Source organism: Geomonas sp. RF6 (assembly GCF_021044625.1).
Lineage (GTDB): Bacteria > Desulfobacterota > Desulfuromonadia > Geobacterales > Geobacteraceae > RF6.
In genome coordinates this window covers 3,797,283-3,813,183 of record NZ_CP087999.1, presented here as the reverse complement: position 1 = coordinate 3,813,183, position 15,901 = coordinate 3,797,283, and the positions used below count along the sequence as shown (strand labels likewise).

Sequence of the window (15,901 nt, the reverse complement as noted above, 5' to 3'; positions counted from 1 at the left end):
CAGGTTCTACGGGATGGCTTCGCGATGGCGACGACCCAAGCGAGCACGGCCGGGTAGGTTTTGCGCCAGACCCAATCCCGCATCCAGGCAACTCGCCTACGTCCGCGGCGGAACCTGCTCGCGCAGCCACGCGACGATCGCCTCAGTGGAAGCGCCCGGCGTGAAGACCTCGCGGATTCCCGCCGCCTTCAGCCCCGGGATATCCTCTTCAGGGATCACGCCGCCGGCAAAGACGACGATATCGTCAGCATCCTTTTCCTTGAGGAGCGTACAGATATGGGGAAGAAGCGTGTTGTGGGCGCCGGAAAGGATGGAAACGCCCATGCAATCCACATCCTCCTGGATCGCGGCCGCGACCAACTGTTCCGCAGTCTGGTGCAGGCCGGTATAGATAACCTCGAAACCAGCATCGCGAAAAGCGCGCGCAATGATTTTCGCCCCTCTGTCATGGCCATCCAGCCCCGGCTTCCCGACCAGCACACGCAATCTTCTTTCAGCCACGCGCAACCTCCTCTAAGAACCTCTAATAACAAATCAGCTGTAACCGTCCATGGAGCCATCGCTCTCCAGGAGACTTTGCGACGACGAAGCTTCAGGCGGGCCATCAAGCACGCCCCCGCAACCGTAACCCCATCTTCAGCCAGAGCCCCGTCCCAAACGTCCCCTCCCTTTCAAGGGGAGGGACAGGGTGGGGATGGGGTTCCGCACCTACATCTCAATCCCGACCCGAGCCTTGACGCCCGCCTTGTAATAATGCTTTATCTCCCGCATCTCCGTGACAAGATCCGCCACCTCGATCACCCTTTCGTGGGCATTGCGCCCCGTCAGCACGAGCTCGACATGCTTCGGCTTTTCGGCGATGAGCTGCAGCAGGTCCTCCACGGGCACCAGCCCTTTCGACACCGCACCATTTATCTCGTCGAGGATAACGACATCATAGGCGCCGCCTAAAACCACCTCCCGCGCCAGCGCAAACCCTTCCGCCGCGAGATCCCTGTCCGACTGCGTCGGGTTCTCCCTCACCCACCCTTTTCCACCGGTCTGCACGATGGTGAGGAAAGGCGCGAGCTTCTCCGCCGCGAGGTGCTCCCCGTACGGGCCGCCACCCTTCATGAACTGGATCATGTACACCATGAGCTCACGCCCGGCAGCACGCAGCGCGAGGCCAAGGGCGGCAGTCGTCTTCCCCTTGCAGTTGCCGGTATAAACCTGCACGTAGCCTTGTTCGAGACGCATCATTTTCCTTTGAAATTGGCGGGCCTGCGCTCGAGGAAGGAGCCCATCCCCTCCCTCTGGTCCTCCGTCGCGAAACAGAGCGCAAATGCATCCCGCTCAAGCAAGCAGCCGCGCCTGAGGTCGAGGCCGTGCCCCGCATCCACGATCTCCTTCGCCATCCTGATCGCCAGCGTCCCCTGATTACAGATAGTCGCCAACAATCCGCGCGCGGCGGAGATTACTTCATCATCCGGATAGATCCTGTTCACCAGTCCGTGCGCCAGCCCCTCGTCCACGCCGATCGCGGCTCCTGTAAAGAGCATCTCCTTGGCACGCGCCTTTCCGACCGCCTTGGTGAGCCTCTGCGTCCCGCCGAAGCAGGGTAGCTCCCCCCGCAGGATGCCGGGAAAGCCGAAGCTAGCCGACGGCGAAGCCACAATGAAGTCGCAGGCCAGGGCAAGCTCAAAAGCAGCGCCGACAGTCGGCCCGGAAGCCGCAGCAATGACCGGCTTCCCCACCCCTTCCAGCGCAAACATCACCTGCTGTCCAAGCTGGGCATACGCAGACGGCGCAAGAGAGTGCGGCGCATCCGCCTCCGGCCCGAAACTTGTTATAAGGATACCGGCGACGTCACGATCGCCCGCGAGGCGCGCAAAGGTATCGCCGAGTACGCGCAGCAGGTCGACGTTGAGAGGACACTCCTTAAGAGAAAGGGTGACAATCCCCTCTTCCAGTACCAACTCCAGCATGTCGTTTTCTGTATACATACAACCTCCGGCCGGGCCGAATATAGCAACAGCTAACGAAAGGAGTCAAGGCGAATCGCAACTTGCGGAAGTTACGGGGGGAGAGACCGACTCGTCTCCCTGCGGGGAAAATTAACGTTGACAACCAAAGGGGCATCTGTTATTTAAGTTGACCACATGGGCGATTAACTCAGCGGGAGAGTGCTACCTTCACACGGTAGAAGTCACTGGTTCGATCCCAGTATCGCCCACCATGAAAACAGCAAAAGCGCCGAAAGGCGCTTTTTTCGTTTCTGCATCACCATCCCCGTCCCGCCACCCATTCGCTTCGCCTCCCCCTTGTAAATCTGTACAGTGTCCGCGGAATACGCCGCATCTCTGTGGAAATAGAAGGGGTCGGAAATAGAAGGGGTCGGGGCTCCACATTCCACGCACTTCGTGAATTGTGGAGCCTTGACCCCTCCCTCTTCGCCATCCCGGCGCCCATAGAGTTTCCCAGGCTCTTTTCCGCCATCGAGACATGCATTCGCGGAGTCGCTGCCAGAGGAGAGAAACACGAGGCAGCAATGTCCGGCTCTGGGTCCCCTCCTTGCCACGAAAGCTTTCCCCTTCTCCATCCCGCCGTGAAGATGTCACGCAGCACTCACGGCGCCGGCTCAGCCTCATGACTCCTCTATTGCCACGGCCATTCGCTGCAAATTTCGTTGGCCGCCTGGATGACACCCTCCACCGTCACGGCGTCAAGCACTGGACCGGCGAAGAGGTGCCGGTCCGCCAGGAAGGAAAGAACCTGAGCGCGCGACTCTTGAGGTCCGTGATGCAGGGCATCCGCCAACTCTCCCCGCACGAGCGCCAAAAGCGCTTCCTTCTTCGAAGCGGCGGCGGGCAACAACCGCGCCATGACCTTTGCCCGGTCCCGGGACAGCGACAGCCGTTTGGCCGCAGCCCAGGCCGTGTCGTGGGCGCGGCCGAAGACGTGCCCGGAGATTAGCTCCAGCAGGGGCACGCGGCAAGACTCGTCGGCGATCTCCTCGGCTGCCTCCGCGATTTTCAGCATCTCGTCTTCACCGAAAGGGCGCACCAGCAACTGCAGCAACTCAGCCTTGGTGCTGTCGTTGGTGACACCCCGCACCGCGGCGAGCGCATCCTCGAGGTTATCGGACTGCACCAGCGGAAAGAACGCCTTCAGGGCACGGATGCGCCCCCATTCTTCGAAAGCCGCTACGCCGTGTAACAGCCGGGTCACGAGTGACAAGGTCAGAACGGGAACAAGTTGCTCGATGATACAGGCGCGGCGGTCTGCATTCGCCGGACCAGGCTCGAGAAGAGCCGCGACGGCCTCGCTCGCCGCCCGGTCGCGCTCCCCGCCGGCAAGGCGCAGCGAAAGCGCGGCGAGAGGTTGCGACCTGTACCAGCCGTCGTGAATGCCGGCGGCGATGCGCCACGGCTCGTGCAGGTTGGCAACCGGGAGTTGCGAGATGAGCGGTAGGAGGGCATGGGTCTTTTCTCTCTCGCTCGGAAGTTGCTCGACCCTTTGGAGTTCCAGGGAAAGCTGTTCAGCGTCCATGGGCGGCGCGCCCGTTTTCAGCAGCCAGCTGCTCCCCATACCGGAGTCTCCATGATCCGTGGCACCGGGGAAAGTGTCTGCCCCCCCTTCGCTGCCGCCGATCGACTGAAGATCGGCGAGCGCCCACGACTCCTCGTTTGAGATCTCTTTTGCATGATCGAGAGCTCTCGTGACAATGGCTTCTGGTAGGTGCGGCGCAAGCTTGGCAAATTCGGAAGGCCACCGTTCATTGCCGTAATGAAGACGGCGACGTTCCAGTATCTCCTCGAAGAGCGCCTCGACATCACGGTCCGTCAGGGGAAGACCCAGTTCAAGCAGGACCATCCGTACGGAGAGTTGGCTAGGGCGACTCTTCTCGATGACCGCCCTGAGCTCCGATAACTCACCAGGAAAAAGTGAAGGAACCAGCAGTGCGAGCAGAGGCTGTACCTTCGGGATCAGCACGTGGCCTGTCGCCCATGCCTCAGCCTGATTCTCGCGCTCGATCGCCACGCAGCGCAGCGCGAGTTCCACGCATTGCCGGCGCCGATCGTCATCGAACTGCGCTACGGCCCCCACCAGGCAGAAAGCGCGCCATGGTTCGTCGCTTATGGACGCCGCTTCTTTCCAGATGTGGTCGAGAAGCTCGCGCCTGTCGTCGGCACCGGCATGGAGGGAGATGGCGGAGAGGGCAAAGAGTCTTTCCTGCTGGTTTTCGACCTCTCTCGCGGCCTTGAGCGCCTCGAGGTAGCAGGTGCGGCCGGCATCCCCTTCAGTTACTTTCATCCACGCAGCCAACGCGTGTGCACGCTCCTTGACATCCGTCATGCCCCGGGCGATGCCGAGGCCCTCCGCGGTGACCGCCTTGCGGTCCTCGCAGGCCAATCGTCCCGCCAATGCGGCGAGAGCGTGCGCGAGCTCCCGCTCCGAAGAGTAGGAGTCACGGATGCCCAGCGACTCTTGGTCGCGCGAAAGGGCGGCAAAGGTCGCCACGTTGTCTCTGGCGGCTTTTAGCGCCTGCCGCAGCACGGCGTCCCGCTGCGCGCCCTGAAGACGGTCGGCCAGCTCGGCCAGTGCATAAACCGACGGTTCCCGCCATTCCAGAGCCGTTTGTACTGCCAATCTCTCAACGTCCTTTCGGTAGTTCGCCAGCCCCGATCCCATGTCCAGGAGACGCTGAAGCATGCGCACGCGATCGGACGGGTCGGGCACGGATGCGGCGATGCTGACGAGTTGCAGCGGAGTGCGAAGCCCGAGTTCGACTGCCCGCATGGCGAGTTCGGTAGGTAGTCGATTGGCGAGCCCATATACCGTGGAGCGCATCAGACGGTAGCGCGCGAGCTCGACGACCGCGCCTGGTGGGTCGCCGGCCGCGATCCAGGCTCCGGCGGCATCGAAGGCTGCATCGGAGGCCTCTTTCACGTCGGCGAGGAGGCCGTCGTAGGTACCGGAACGCTGGGAAAATCTCGCGAGAAACCAGCGCGGATCCTTGAAGAGGGCGTGGAGCGCCTGGCCGTCCCCGCCGGATCGCAGGTGGTAGGCGAGGTGGTCGTAGAGGTAGCCGTCATCCGCCACGCCGTCGGGAGTCGCGCCCGGCGGGAGATAGGAGCCGACGAGCAGGCGGTGCACCTCCTTCACGCACGATGCCGACAGCTGTGCCGCCAGGTACTCCCGCAGCGCATCGTGGAAGCGGAGGGCGAGGGAGTCGCTCTTCCCTTCCGCGGCGAAGCGGAAGAAAGTCCCTCCGAATTCCAGCAGCAGGCGCTGCCCCGCGAAGTGCTTCATCGAAGAGGTGGCCGACCACAGCCGCAGGGCCACCTCCTCGGGGATCCGCTCCCCGGGAGGGAAGACCGCCAGTTCGAAGAGCCGCCGGCGTTCAACTTCCGTGTACGGCCTCAAGCTCAGTTCCACGCTTTTGCCGAGGGCGGCGCTGCGGTCCTCGGAACTGCGACGGTCGAAGGCGGTGAGTCCCACCTCCTCCAGCCCTTCCTGAAGCCATTTTACGGCGGCGAGGAAGCTTCGGCGGCGCACCTCGATCTCCGTCCGCAGCGTGCCGCCGAAGATACCGAGAAGGAGCGGCCACTCACCTAGTCTGCCGGCGAGGACGGCGAGGGAGGATCGGACCGTTTCACCGTCGGCGTCGAGGTCCTTCGACGGCAGGAAGTTGAATAGGGTGTGGGCGGCTTCCTCCGGTTCCATCTCGTCCAGGAAGCATACGGAGGCATCCTTAACAGCCACCGCGTCGGCACTGCGGGTGGTGATGAGACGGGCGACGTGCATCGAGGCGAGAAACGGCGCGGCGTGGGCTGCGTCCCACACGTCGTCCAGCACGAGAAGACAGTCGCGCGCCGCGAGAAGTCCGGTCAGCCTCGGTTCCCCCTCCTCGGGAGTGTTGAAGGCCACCGGCGCTCCGCTGAGTGCGCTCACCAAGGCGTTCATGCCGGAAAGCGCCCCCTGCCCGTGCTCCCCGAGGCTCACCCACAGTATCCCGCCGGTGAAGGCTTCCACGATCTTCTGGTCGTGGCAGACCTCCTGCGCCAGGACCGTCTTCCCGAAACCGGGCGGCCCCTCCACGATTGCGGTCGCAAACGCCGGCTCTTCCCCTTGGTCATCGAGGAACGACCGCACCAACGAGCCCCTGGGGCGGTCGCGAGGGACGAACTCCGGAGGCAGGCCGGGGACCATGAAGGGGACGGGGCGGATGGGCGGGGGGCTCTGGATCTGGTCCGCGAAGCGCAGCCAGGTGGTGGCGAGGTCCGGATGCCCCGGCGCCAGGACGAATACGTCCACCTGCCCCAGCCATCGGGGCGCCGACTTGAATACCTCAGCGTCGGCGGTGACGGGAAAGCAGGGTGTGCCGATGCGGCGGGCGTGCAGCCACTCGCGATGAACCACCGGAGACTTCATGGCGGCAGGGGTCACCACCAGCACGGCCGTGTCCGCCTGCCTGATGCGGTCCTCTATCTGCACCCACCAGTCCTGTCCGCCTGCCATGTCCACCGTGTCCCGCCACACCACGTGCCCCAACTTCTCGAGGCGTTCATGGAGGTCTTTCGCGAAGTCGCGGCCGTCGGCGCGCGCATAGGACAGAAAAACCCGGCGCGGTGCAACCGGGAGGGGTGACTGCTCGGTTTGGCCTGTCATTGATGCCTCCGGGAACGGGGGCCGGAAAGAGTCAGCCGCTCGTTTTCATCCTGAATTGGCTAGGTCTGCAGAACCGGGGGAGACAGAGGGACGCCCAGGGGATACAGAGGGACGCCCATAAGAATATCAGTTTCCGCATCAGAAACTTATCAACTTATGGGCGTCCCACTTTACCCCCCCAGCACCTCCTATACGGTGGACTCCCCTTACAACAAGAACCGCACCCTCATCGCCTACTTCACCCCCGCCACCTGGTCGGTCACCCTTTCCCAGGCTGCGGAGGGGACGCCCATAAGTTTATAAGTTTCGGCGACCCCCCAACTTATAAATTTATGGGCGTCCCCCTCTTCTTTTACGACCCGGACATCTTCCTGCCCCCTCCCCCTGTCGAGCTTAGCCCGCCCCTTGGTTTCGATGGCAAAGACGCCATTTTCTGGGGAGACAGAGGGACGCCCATAAGAATATTAGTTTCCGCAGGGAGACAGAGGGACGCCCATAAGAATATTAGTTTCCGCAGCAGAAACTTATTAACTTATGGGCGTCCCACTTTACAGCAGAAACTTATTAACTTATGGGCGTCCCACTTTACTTTACTTTATGGGCGTCCCACTTTACTTTGTGGGCGTCCCACTTTACCTTGGGCGTCCCACTTTACCTCCCTCGTCAGATGCGGGTTTACGGGTTCGCTGGTGTACGGGCAAATGCTGTCGCAGGAGTTCCTTGCTCGATCGCCCAGCCCCTGATCACGCACCGCTCCGCCACAACCCGCAGCCGTGTCTCCAGCAGCAGTACGATCCCCGGCTCCCTCTTAAGCAGAAATGGAAAAAAAATCGGTTTGCGAATTGGGAGTAACGGGCCCAGGGTCAGCAAGCACCGCGTCCTCTGTATGCACAACGGCTGAGGTCGGCAAAAGCTCGGAGCGTCCTCGCCTCCGCATTACACCATTATGGTGAATCGCGCTCCTCCTTCAACGTTATGCACCGTCAAACGCCCTGCCATATTCTTCTCGATGATTATCTTGGAAAGGAACAGCCCGATGCCGGAGCCCTTGCCTAGCTCCTTGGTGGTGAAGTAGGGGTCGAAGATTTGTCCGATGATGTCCTCGGCTATCCCCCCGGCGGTGTCGGTGACCGTCACGATGATCGTTGAACCTTCCGCGCGGGAGTCGATCCGAATGAGGCGTTCAGCTATATTGCGCTCCAAGAACGCGTCGCGGGCGTTTGCCAAAAGGTTCAGTATGACCTGACTGAAGTCGTTGGGCGAGCCTAACGCCTGGAACGTTCCATGAAGGTCCTGCTCAATGGCAATCATGTGGTTCTTGAAACTCTCCTCCACCAACGCCACGGTTCTCCCTATGATGCTGTTGACATCAAAGTACGTCTTCTCCTTTTGCGGCGTCAGAAGCTCGTCAAAGTCGCTGATAGTCTGGGACAACTGACCGATGATATCCTGAACCTGCGCGACGTTTTGCTCCATGACCTCTTCTGTGAGCTCGCCTAGCTGGTGGGTAAACCCGAGTTCCTGCACAAGGGCGCTTACCACGTTCAAGGGCTGACGCCAGTGGTGCGAAATGTTCACCAGCATATCTCCCATGGCAACCTGACGACTTTGTTGTATGAGCATCTGCTCCTTTTCGCGGACCTCTTCCACCGCGCGTATCCGCTTCTCGGTCTCCGTCTGAAGCTCTTGGAGTGCTGCGGAAAGATCCGCCGTTCGCTCTTTTACCCGGTCCTCCAGTTCATCCTTGGCCTTAAGCAACTCGCTGAAAAGATGCGCGTTTTGCAGTGAGATGGCGGCCTGGGCCGCGAGAACCTCGAGAAGGGAGAGGCGGCTCCTGGTGAAGGTGCCCACGACCAGATGGTTCTCCAGGTAGATAATTCCCGCAACAGTCCTCTGTCGCACAATAGGCAGGCACGCCACGGACAAGGGGTGATGGTCACCGAAGTATGGATCAGTCATGTAGGGAGAGGGGGTCCTTGCATCATCGAGGAGAACCGGTTCCCCCACACGCTTTACAAAGTTAACCACCTGGGAGGGCGTTTCCGCCCGTTCATTCCCCGATGTCCGCTGAAGGACCGCCACCTCCCCCCCCCTCTCTACACCAGCTTTCGCAACGGCAACTGCCTCGCCCTCATGCATCATGAGAAGGACGCTGCGGTCAGCGCCGCTGTGCTCCATTACCACCCGAAGAAGGGTGTCGACGACTTGCGACAACTCCATCTGCTGAGAAATAGCCTGTGAAGCCTTCACGACGGCCAAGAGATCGAGCTGTTCCGGAGTCACCGCCCCTCCTTGCCTTTCCTCACGCAAAAGTGCCGGAAACTCAGCGTTCAGCGCAGCGACCTTTGCAGTCGCACCCCAACGCGCAAAAGCATACCTCGCTCCAAAGAGGTACCTGCGCGCACTCTCCTTCTCGTTGCGAGAGACGTGGAAGCGGCCGGCGAGCTCCTGGGCGAGCCCTTCGTGCTGCAGAAATCCCTGCTTGCGTGCGGCGGCTATGGCTTCGTCGTATAAGGGCCCCGCTTCGTCAGGGCGGTCCTGCAACCTATACAGTTCCGCCCGGACCAGGAGCTCACGATGCCTAAAGTTGTCCGGCCCGTGAAGCGTCCACCCCGCCAATGTCTCCAGGTGAAGGGCAAGGCGAGAGAGGTAATCGCTCCGGGTCGATGGGGGCGCCTCGGGGAGGTGACCTGCCAGCGCCAGTGCAGAGTAGTAGACGTAGTCGGTGTAGTTGAGCTGGGTCATGAAGCTGGAGACCAATGATGCGAGTTCCTCGAGAACGTTCACCGCCTGGCCATGCTTCCCCATGAGAACGCATGCCTGCAGTTTTGCCACGAGGTACCAATCCACCACTAATGCGGAGCGATTCTGCCTGATATGCTCCCCAAACCGGTCGTCATCTGCGACTTCCTCACTCCAAAGAGCGGGCCCTGGCACCTCTGCCCGGATCGTCCCGATAAAGCGTTGCAGCGACCTGATTATGTCCGCCACCTCTTCGTAATTCGCAGCGCTGACAAATTCCAGCAGGGTCTGCGACTCCGCATAGACATCCTGGAGTGGTGCAGCAAGGGCGATCCTGTAGGTGACTATGTGCATGCAGGCGTAACAAGCATAGGGAAGATCCCCCACCTCGTTCCCCGCCTTCAAGCTGATGCGGGCGTACTCCAGCCCCTGCCTGAGATGCACCACCCAAAAAGAGGTGCTTATGCCGAAGAGATCGCTGACCCGCGCCTTGAGAGCGACAAGCTTCCGTTTTTCCACCAGGTCGTATCCGGCCTTGCCGAAGTGGTACCCGTCAAGGTGCCGGCCGAACTTCGGTCCCAGCAACCTCCCTAACGCGGCGTACCCCATCGGTGACGAATCGGAGTTGCCATACTCGAGGCTCAGGTTGACCATGCGGCAGGTGACCAGCAACTGCAGATTGAGGTCAATCCAGTAGGCAGGCAGGTACAGCTCGGCGAGGATCTCCATGACTGTCGTTACAGTAGGATCAGTCATCGCCGGGAGGTCGACGAGAGCAGCTATCTCCCGATTTCCTAGCCGGGACCAGATTTCCTCATACTCCCTCTGCACCTCCTCGGGCGAGGGATGAGCAGGCCAGGCGATGCCGAATGCTCCCAAAGCGTCCAAAATCTTAACGGCAGCACCGGAGGGATCACCCCGTGTCATGGCAACTTTGCTCTGCACCAGGAGCATTTCAGCCTTTTCGGCGCCTTCAGCGCGAGCAATCTCCTCCTCCAGCAGCCTGTCCGCTTCCCCGACTTCTCCTGCCAACCAGGCGCATTTAGCCATTTCAAAGGTGAGTGCACGCCCCAATGCGGTATGCACCGTCCACCGTAAGTCCCCGAGGATCTCCAGACCCGCGCCAGCGTACCCCTTTCCTGAGCGATAGGCTGCCGATGCCTGCGCCCTTCGCGCTGCCTGCAGGTTCAACCCTGCAACCCTCACCCTGTCCTCGGCGCTGTCGATGAGGCGGTGTCCGCGGTTGAAGTGCCCGACCATATCAAAGAGGAGGTCCTCGTCTGCGGCCTCAGAAAATCGTTCGAAGTAGATCCGGCCGATCTTTAGATGAGCGGACTCCCGCTCGTCTTGCGGGCTGAGGGAGTACGCGGCTTGCAGGACCCTGTCGTGAACGAAGCTGCAGGAGTTCTCCTGGCGAAAGAGCAGCCCCTCCTGGATCGCGTACCAGAGGGCGGCGTCTATCTCTGCCTCCGTAGAGCCGGCGACAGCGCGAAGAATCCCGAGATCCGTTTGGGTCCCCACGCACGCCGCGATTTGCAGTGCGCGGCTCACCTCTTGCGGCATTCCGCGCATCTTCTGAACAAGGAAGGTGACTACGTTATCGGTGTACTGCTGCAGTCCAATCCGGTCCAGATCCCACTCCCATGTGCCTTGATCCGGATTGCAGGTGACCAGCCCGTCCCGGTGCAGGGTCGACAGGAACTGGATGAGGAAGAACGGGTTGGCCCCCGTCTTTTCCATGATAAGGTCCGCGAGCGGTCGGGTCCGTTGAAGATCTGCTCTGAGCGAGTCGGCCACCAGCCGCTGCACCTCCTCCTTTTGCAGCGGCTCTAGGATGACGTCGCTCAGGGCGACGCCGGCGCGCCTGATGTCCTCCACGGCAAGCATCGCCGGGTGGCCGGGACCCACCTCATTGTCCCGGTACGCCGCTATCACCATAATGGAGCGGGTATCGGTCCGAGGCAGGATGTAGGTCAGAAGGTTGAGGGTGGCGGGATCTGCCCACTGCAGGTCGTCTAAGAAAAGAACAAATGGCCGCCCCTTGAAGCAAAAAAGCTGGAGAAACCTGTGCAGGAGAAGGTGAAATCGTTGCTCCCCCTCAGTCAGGGGGAGGTCCGGGACCTCAGGCTGGCGGCCGAGAAGATGCTCTATTTCGGGCACCAGCTCGACAAGGAGCCTGCCGTTGACCCCGACCGCCTCCTGCATCCTATCCCTCCACGTCGCTAGGCGTTCCTCAGGCTCCATAAGGATTTGCTGCACCACTCCTTTCAGCGCCTGCGAAATTGTGGCGTAGGGCTTCCCGCTCATATACTGCTCAAATTTCCCGGAGGCGAAGAAGGCGCGGCCCTTGATGAGGGGAGCGTGGAGCTCGGCGACCAGCGCCGACTTGCCGATCCCCGCATACCCCGTTACCAGGGCAAGGCGTGGGATTTCGGTCTCCCGCACCTCTTCATAGGCGGCCATCAGGGCAGCGACCTCCCGGTCCCGGCCGTAGAGATGCTGTGGGATGTACAAGCGAGAGCACACGTCTCTTTCGCCGAGTTCAAAGGGGATTATGTCGCCGTGCTCCATGAGGCTGTCACGGCAGCGAACGAGGTCGGCATGCAGCCCTGCCGCCGTCCGATACCTCTCCTCCGGCAGCTTTGCCAAAAGCTTCATGAGGATGTCAGATAGAACACGCGGCACTTCGCGGCGCCGCTCACACGGTGCCACCGGAGTTACCGCCACTATACAGTGAATCTGCTCCAATAGGTCCGTCCCCAGGAAGGGCAGATCCCCCGTCAGCATCTGATAGAAGATGACACCGGCGCTGTAGAGGTCGGTGGCATCCTCTATCCCGCGGTTGATCTGGCCTGTCTGTTCAGGAGCCATATAGGAGGGGGTGCCCTGCAGCAGGAATGGTGAACCGGCCGGGGGGGCATGCGGGGGACGGGGAGTGGCGATCCCGAACCCGGAAATGCGCAACTCACCACTGTCGCGATCGATCAATACATTAGGCGGCTTGAGGTCCATGTGGACCAATCCAGTCTTGTGAAGCGACCGAAGGGCCGCGGCGAATGCTATGGCGACATCCAGGAAATCTTTTACTGTAGTCGGAATGGTGAGGGCGGAGAGTGGGGCACCGGAGAAGCCATGTAGCACTAGGGCGCTCTGTTCCCTGTACTGAACAAGTTCAATCGGTTTGAGGGCCCAGGAGGGCTCCAGGAGGCTGGCGAGCTGAAACTCGTGGTCCAGGCGCGTGAGGATTCTCACCTCAGGATATTGGGCAGACGGAGCTCTTATGTAAACTGCAGCGCCATCCGTAAGACGGATGGCGCGAAATAATACGAAATCGGCTTCTTGCGAAGCGACCGCCCTAATCTCGTATCCTGGAGCCTCTACTGTCAAAAGATCAGCCTCCGCCCCCGCTCTTACCAACGCAACTCTCAATGATGGTGAACAGTTCCTTGAAGTTAACTGGTTTTAGGAGATAGGCGCAGAATCCGATTTCGGTGAAGGTCTGGAGGAAGCTTTGGTTGCCGTATGCTGTAAGCACGATAAACCTGGCATCCGGGTCTATCGTCCGTATCTCGCGAGCCATGTCGATGCCATTCATCTCTGGCATGTTGATGTCGCTGATGACTAGTTCCGGGGAATGCTGTTTATAAAGCTCCAGCCCTTCCCTTCCGTTCTCAGCTGTATAGATTGTGCACGCGGGGAATCTCCTCTCGACCATTCGGAGAATCACATTTCTCGCGACAGGGTCGTCTTCGACCATGAGGAGTGAAATATCGAGATCCGATTGAAGTGTTGACATAGCGGCAGCTCCTTTGCGGTCAAGAACAGTCTTATTTGGAAGTCCAGTATACCCTATCCCGTCGCGCCGCTCTACTTACCCTTCAGCGCGTCTTTCACCCTCTCCATCTCAGCCTTCACCTCCTCAACTGACTCCTTCAAACGCGTTTAGGTTGCCGCCGTTTCCGCTTTTCTCCAGCTCCCCGGCGACGCACCGGGCCGTTTCCGCGGCCACCGCAGCGAGTGCGCCTTTGAGTCGGTGGGCTCTCCTGGTGAAGAACAGCCACACCTTAGCGTCATCATATCATGCTAAGGAAAGGGATTGGAAATGGGTGACCCGCCGCACAGGCTGGGGCAACGGAGCGTAACGACTCAATATTGCTCAACTAGCTGCTTGAGCTTTTGACCGAGGGCGTGCAGGTTGTGCAGGGTCTCTTCCACCTGCCTCAAGCCGGAGACGTTCTGTTCGCTCGCTTGCTTGATGTTGTCCATCGCACTGGAGATCTGATCCATTCCGGTCACGTGTTCCTGGCTGGAGGAGGCGATCTCGGCCGCGGTTTCCGCTGAATCCTCTATGCTCTCGGCCATGTGGCGGATGACCTCGCCGGCGTCGCTTGTCTGCCGTACCCCGGCCTCCACACCAAGTCTTCCCTGCTCCGCGGCCAGCACAGCCGCCTTCGTCGCCTTCTGTATATCGTTCAGGATGTCACGCACCTGGGCCGTGGCCTTCTTCGACTCCGCAGCGAGCGATTTTACCTCGCGTGCAACCACGTCGAACCCCTTCCCAAGCTCTCCCGCCTTTGCCGCCTCGATAGCGGCGTTCACCGCCAAGAGATTACTCTGCTCGGCAAGATCCTTCACGGTTTCGATGATCTCCCCTATTATCTCGCTCTGCCCTGAGAGCCCGGTGACGGTTCGCGCAATCGACGCCATTTCTTCTTGAATCCGGCCCATTCCGGTCACAGAGTCATCGACCAACCGTCTGCCTCTTTGTGCCATCGAAACCGCCTTTTGCGCCACGTCACGGACCGTTTGGGCCTTACTTCTGGAAGAATAGGCCGCCACCTTCACCTGCTCGGCGACCGCGGTTGTTTCGCTAACCGTGGCTGCGGTCTCCCTGGCGCCGGCGGCCACCTGCGCCATCGTGGCCATGATCTCGCTGGAGGCGGCGGCAAGGATATTGGCGGCTTCCTCGAGTTCCTCGTCCAGCCGCTTTCTGCGGGTCACGTCGCGGGCCGCGGCAAGAGCGCCAAGGACGTTGCCCGAGAGGTCCCGATACACCGAAGCGTTGTACAGCACCTCGGTCCGGGTTCCGTTTCGGTGCCGGATGGTGAGCGGGTAATCTGTAAGATGCCCGTCGCTGAATACCCGCCGGTATCCCTCCTGAGCCAGGCGCGGCTCCGTAAAGTGGAGGGTGAAGTCGCTTCCCACCAGTTCCTCGCGAGACATACCCGTTGCCTTGATCATGGCCTCGTTGACGTCGGTGACCTTCCCCTCCGTGCTGATGGTCACCAGCGGGTCGAGGCTGGCCTCCACGAGGCTCCGGGCGTAAAGCGCCGCCTGGCGAACCTTCTCCTCCGCCGTTTTTCGGTCCGTTATGTCGCTGCTCATCAAGAGGTAGCCGATGGGACGCCCAGCAAGGTCGTCGCGCCTGGTCACCACCACGCTAGCCTCAAAGTGGGACCCATCTTTGCGCAGTCTGGTGAATTCCCCCTCCGCCACACCTTTCTCCCACGCACGCTTCAACAGTCTGTCCACAGCACCCGACGCCCTGTCTTCCGGAGTATGTAATAGCCGCATGTCCTTGCCGACGACCTCCTCAGCCGAATACCCATAGTTGCGATGTCCTCCCTCGTTCCACGAGATGATGCGGCAGTCGAGATCGATCCCTACGATCGAGTACTTGGTGGAGCTCTGCAGGATGTTGTCGAGGTACTTCTTAGCCTCGGCGAGTTGAGCCGTAAGGGCATTGGCAGTGGTCACGTCCCGCGCCGCGACAACGGCGCCGACCGCCTGCCCCTCTGCGTCTCGAAGAACGGTCCCGCTCACGAGTACCTCGGTAGCGCCTCCATAAAGCCGCTCAAAGGAGAGAGGGAAATCATTCACTTTCCCTGTAGCCACGAGGTCGCGCTGAAATGTAACCGCTTTCTCCTTTTCGGTGAAGCACTCGGAAAAGAGGGAATCGACGAGCGAGCTGCGAGGTATACCGGTGGCCTGGACGGCGGCTTCATTGAGATGGGTAATCCGTCCTTCGGGGGTCAGTGTAAATACCGGGTCGGGAAGACCTTTAAGAACCCCTATTAGCTGCTCTATTTGTCGCTGCTGTGCGGTTACGTCCCGAATTGCAACAACGAGGAGCTCTGCACCACTGCTTCGGACAAAGGCGAGGCTGATCTGCACCTGGAGCCGCGACCCATCTTTGCGGACGGCGCCTCCGGCCCGGGCTGCAGCCATGGGACTCGATGACGGATCTGCCGCAAAACGGGCACGCTGCGCCAGGTGTATCTCGCGTGAGGCTTCACCCACCAGCATTTCTATCTCACGTCCGACCAGCTCGCTGCGGTCGTATCCGAAGAGTCTCTCGCACTGAGCGTTCACCAGAATGATGCGCCCCTCGCCATTGAGGACCACAGTGGCGTCAGGTCCCCCTTCAAAAAGAGCTTCAAACAAGCCATCATGCTCCTTGGAGCTGCCGCGACCGAAGATTCTGATCGAAGGCATGGCTACCTCGTGC

General features: G+C 60.7%; 8 protein-coding genes and 1 tRNA gene. 2 read left to right on the top strand and 7 right to left on the bottom strand.

The window, feature by feature from the left end:
• Nucleotides 1-96: 96 nt before the first annotated feature.
• The 3 genes from LPW11_RS16315 to LPW11_RS16305 all read right to left on the bottom strand — a co-directional run bounded on the left by LPW11_RS16315 (nt 97) and on the right by LPW11_RS16305 (nt 1,982).
• Nucleotides 97-501, bottom strand: coding sequence for a cobalamin B12-binding domain-containing protein (locus LPW11_RS16315; RefSeq protein WP_230994936.1), 405 nt, complete (start codon nt 499-501; stop codon nt 97-99).
• A gap of 207 nt (nt 502-708) precedes the next feature.
• Nucleotides 709-1,236 carry a cob(I)yrinic acid a,c-diamide adenosyltransferase gene (locus LPW11_RS16310; RefSeq protein WP_230994935.1) on the bottom strand — a complete coding sequence of 176 codons (528 nt, stop codon included), beginning with the start codon at nt 1,234-1,236 and terminating at the stop codon, nt 709-711.
• On the bottom strand, nt 1,236-1,982 hold the full coding sequence (locus LPW11_RS16305; protein ID WP_230994934.1) for an enoyl-CoA hydratase/isomerase family protein: 747 nt from the start codon (nt 1,980-1,982) through the stop codon (nt 1,236-1,238). The genes LPW11_RS16310 and LPW11_RS16305 overlap by 1 nt, the downstream gene beginning before the upstream one ends.
• A 158-nt stretch (nt 1,983-2,140) precedes the next feature.
• Between LPW11_RS16305 and LPW11_RS16300 the strand changes: the two genes are divergently transcribed.
• A tRNA-Val gene (locus LPW11_RS16300) sits at nt 2,141-2,215 on the top strand.
• A 419-nt stretch (nt 2,216-2,634) separates the two neighbouring features.
• Here LPW11_RS16300 and LPW11_RS16295 read toward each other — a convergent pair.
• Nucleotides 2,635-6,651 carry a toll/interleukin-1 receptor domain-containing protein gene (locus LPW11_RS16295; RefSeq protein ID WP_230994933.1) on the bottom strand — a complete coding sequence of 1,339 codons (4,017 nt, stop codon included), beginning with the start codon at nt 6,649-6,651 and terminating at the stop codon, nt 2,635-2,637.
• Nucleotides 6,652-6,807: 156 nt separating this feature from the next.
• Here LPW11_RS16295 and LPW11_RS16290 point away from each other — a divergent pair, with 156 nt between their 5' ends.
• A complete protein-coding gene (locus tag LPW11_RS16290; RefSeq protein ID WP_230994932.1) occupies nt 6,808-6,954 on the top strand; it encodes a hypothetical protein in 147 nt (48 codons plus the stop codon).
• 633 nt (nt 6,955-7,587) lie between these two features.
• Here the strand turns inward: LPW11_RS16290 and LPW11_RS16285 are convergent.
• From LPW11_RS16285 to LPW11_RS16275, 3 genes are all read right to left on the bottom strand, one after another.
• The gene (locus LPW11_RS16285) at nt 7,588-12,780 is read right to left on the bottom strand and encodes a trifunctional serine/threonine-protein kinase/ATP-binding protein/sensor histidine kinase (RefSeq protein WP_230994931.1); all 5,193 of its coding nucleotides are present in this window, start codon (nt 12,778-12,780) and stop codon (nt 7,588-7,590) included.
• 4 nt (nt 12,781-12,784) lie between these two features.
• Nucleotides 12,785-13,189, bottom strand: a complete 405-nt coding sequence (locus LPW11_RS16280) for a response regulator transcription factor (protein WP_230994930.1) — start codon at nt 13,187-13,189, stop codon at nt 12,785-12,787.
• A 350-nt stretch (nt 13,190-13,539) separates the two neighbouring features.
• Nucleotides 13,540-15,888, bottom strand: coding sequence for a methyl-accepting chemotaxis protein (locus LPW11_RS16275; RefSeq protein ID WP_230994929.1), 2,349 nt, complete (start codon nt 15,886-15,888; stop codon nt 13,540-13,542).
• Nucleotides 15,889-15,901 lie beyond the last annotated feature (13 nt).

Coding starts and splice junctions, on each gene's coding strand:
- LPW11_RS16305 (WP_230994934.1), bottom strand. CDS start 1,982: ATGTATACAGAAAACGACATGCTGGAGTTGGTACTGGAAGAGGGGATT.
- LPW11_RS16290 (WP_230994932.1), top strand. CDS start 6,808: ATGGGCGTCCCACTTTACCCCCCCAGCACCTCCTATACGGTGGACTCC.
- LPW11_RS16275 (WP_230994929.1), bottom strand. CDS start 15,888: ATGCCTTCGATCAGAATCTTCGGTCGCGGCAGCTCCAAGGAGCATGAT.
- LPW11_RS16295 (WP_230994933.1), bottom strand. CDS start 6,651: ATGACAGGCCAAACCGAGCAGTCACCCCTCCCGGTTGCACCGCGCCGG.
- LPW11_RS16280 (WP_230994930.1), bottom strand. CDS start 13,189: ATGTCAACACTTCAATCGGATCTCGATATTTCACTCCTCATGGTCGAA.
- LPW11_RS16310 (WP_230994935.1), bottom strand. CDS start 1,236: ATGCGTCTCGAACAAGGCTACGTGCAGGTTTATACCGGCAACTGCAAG.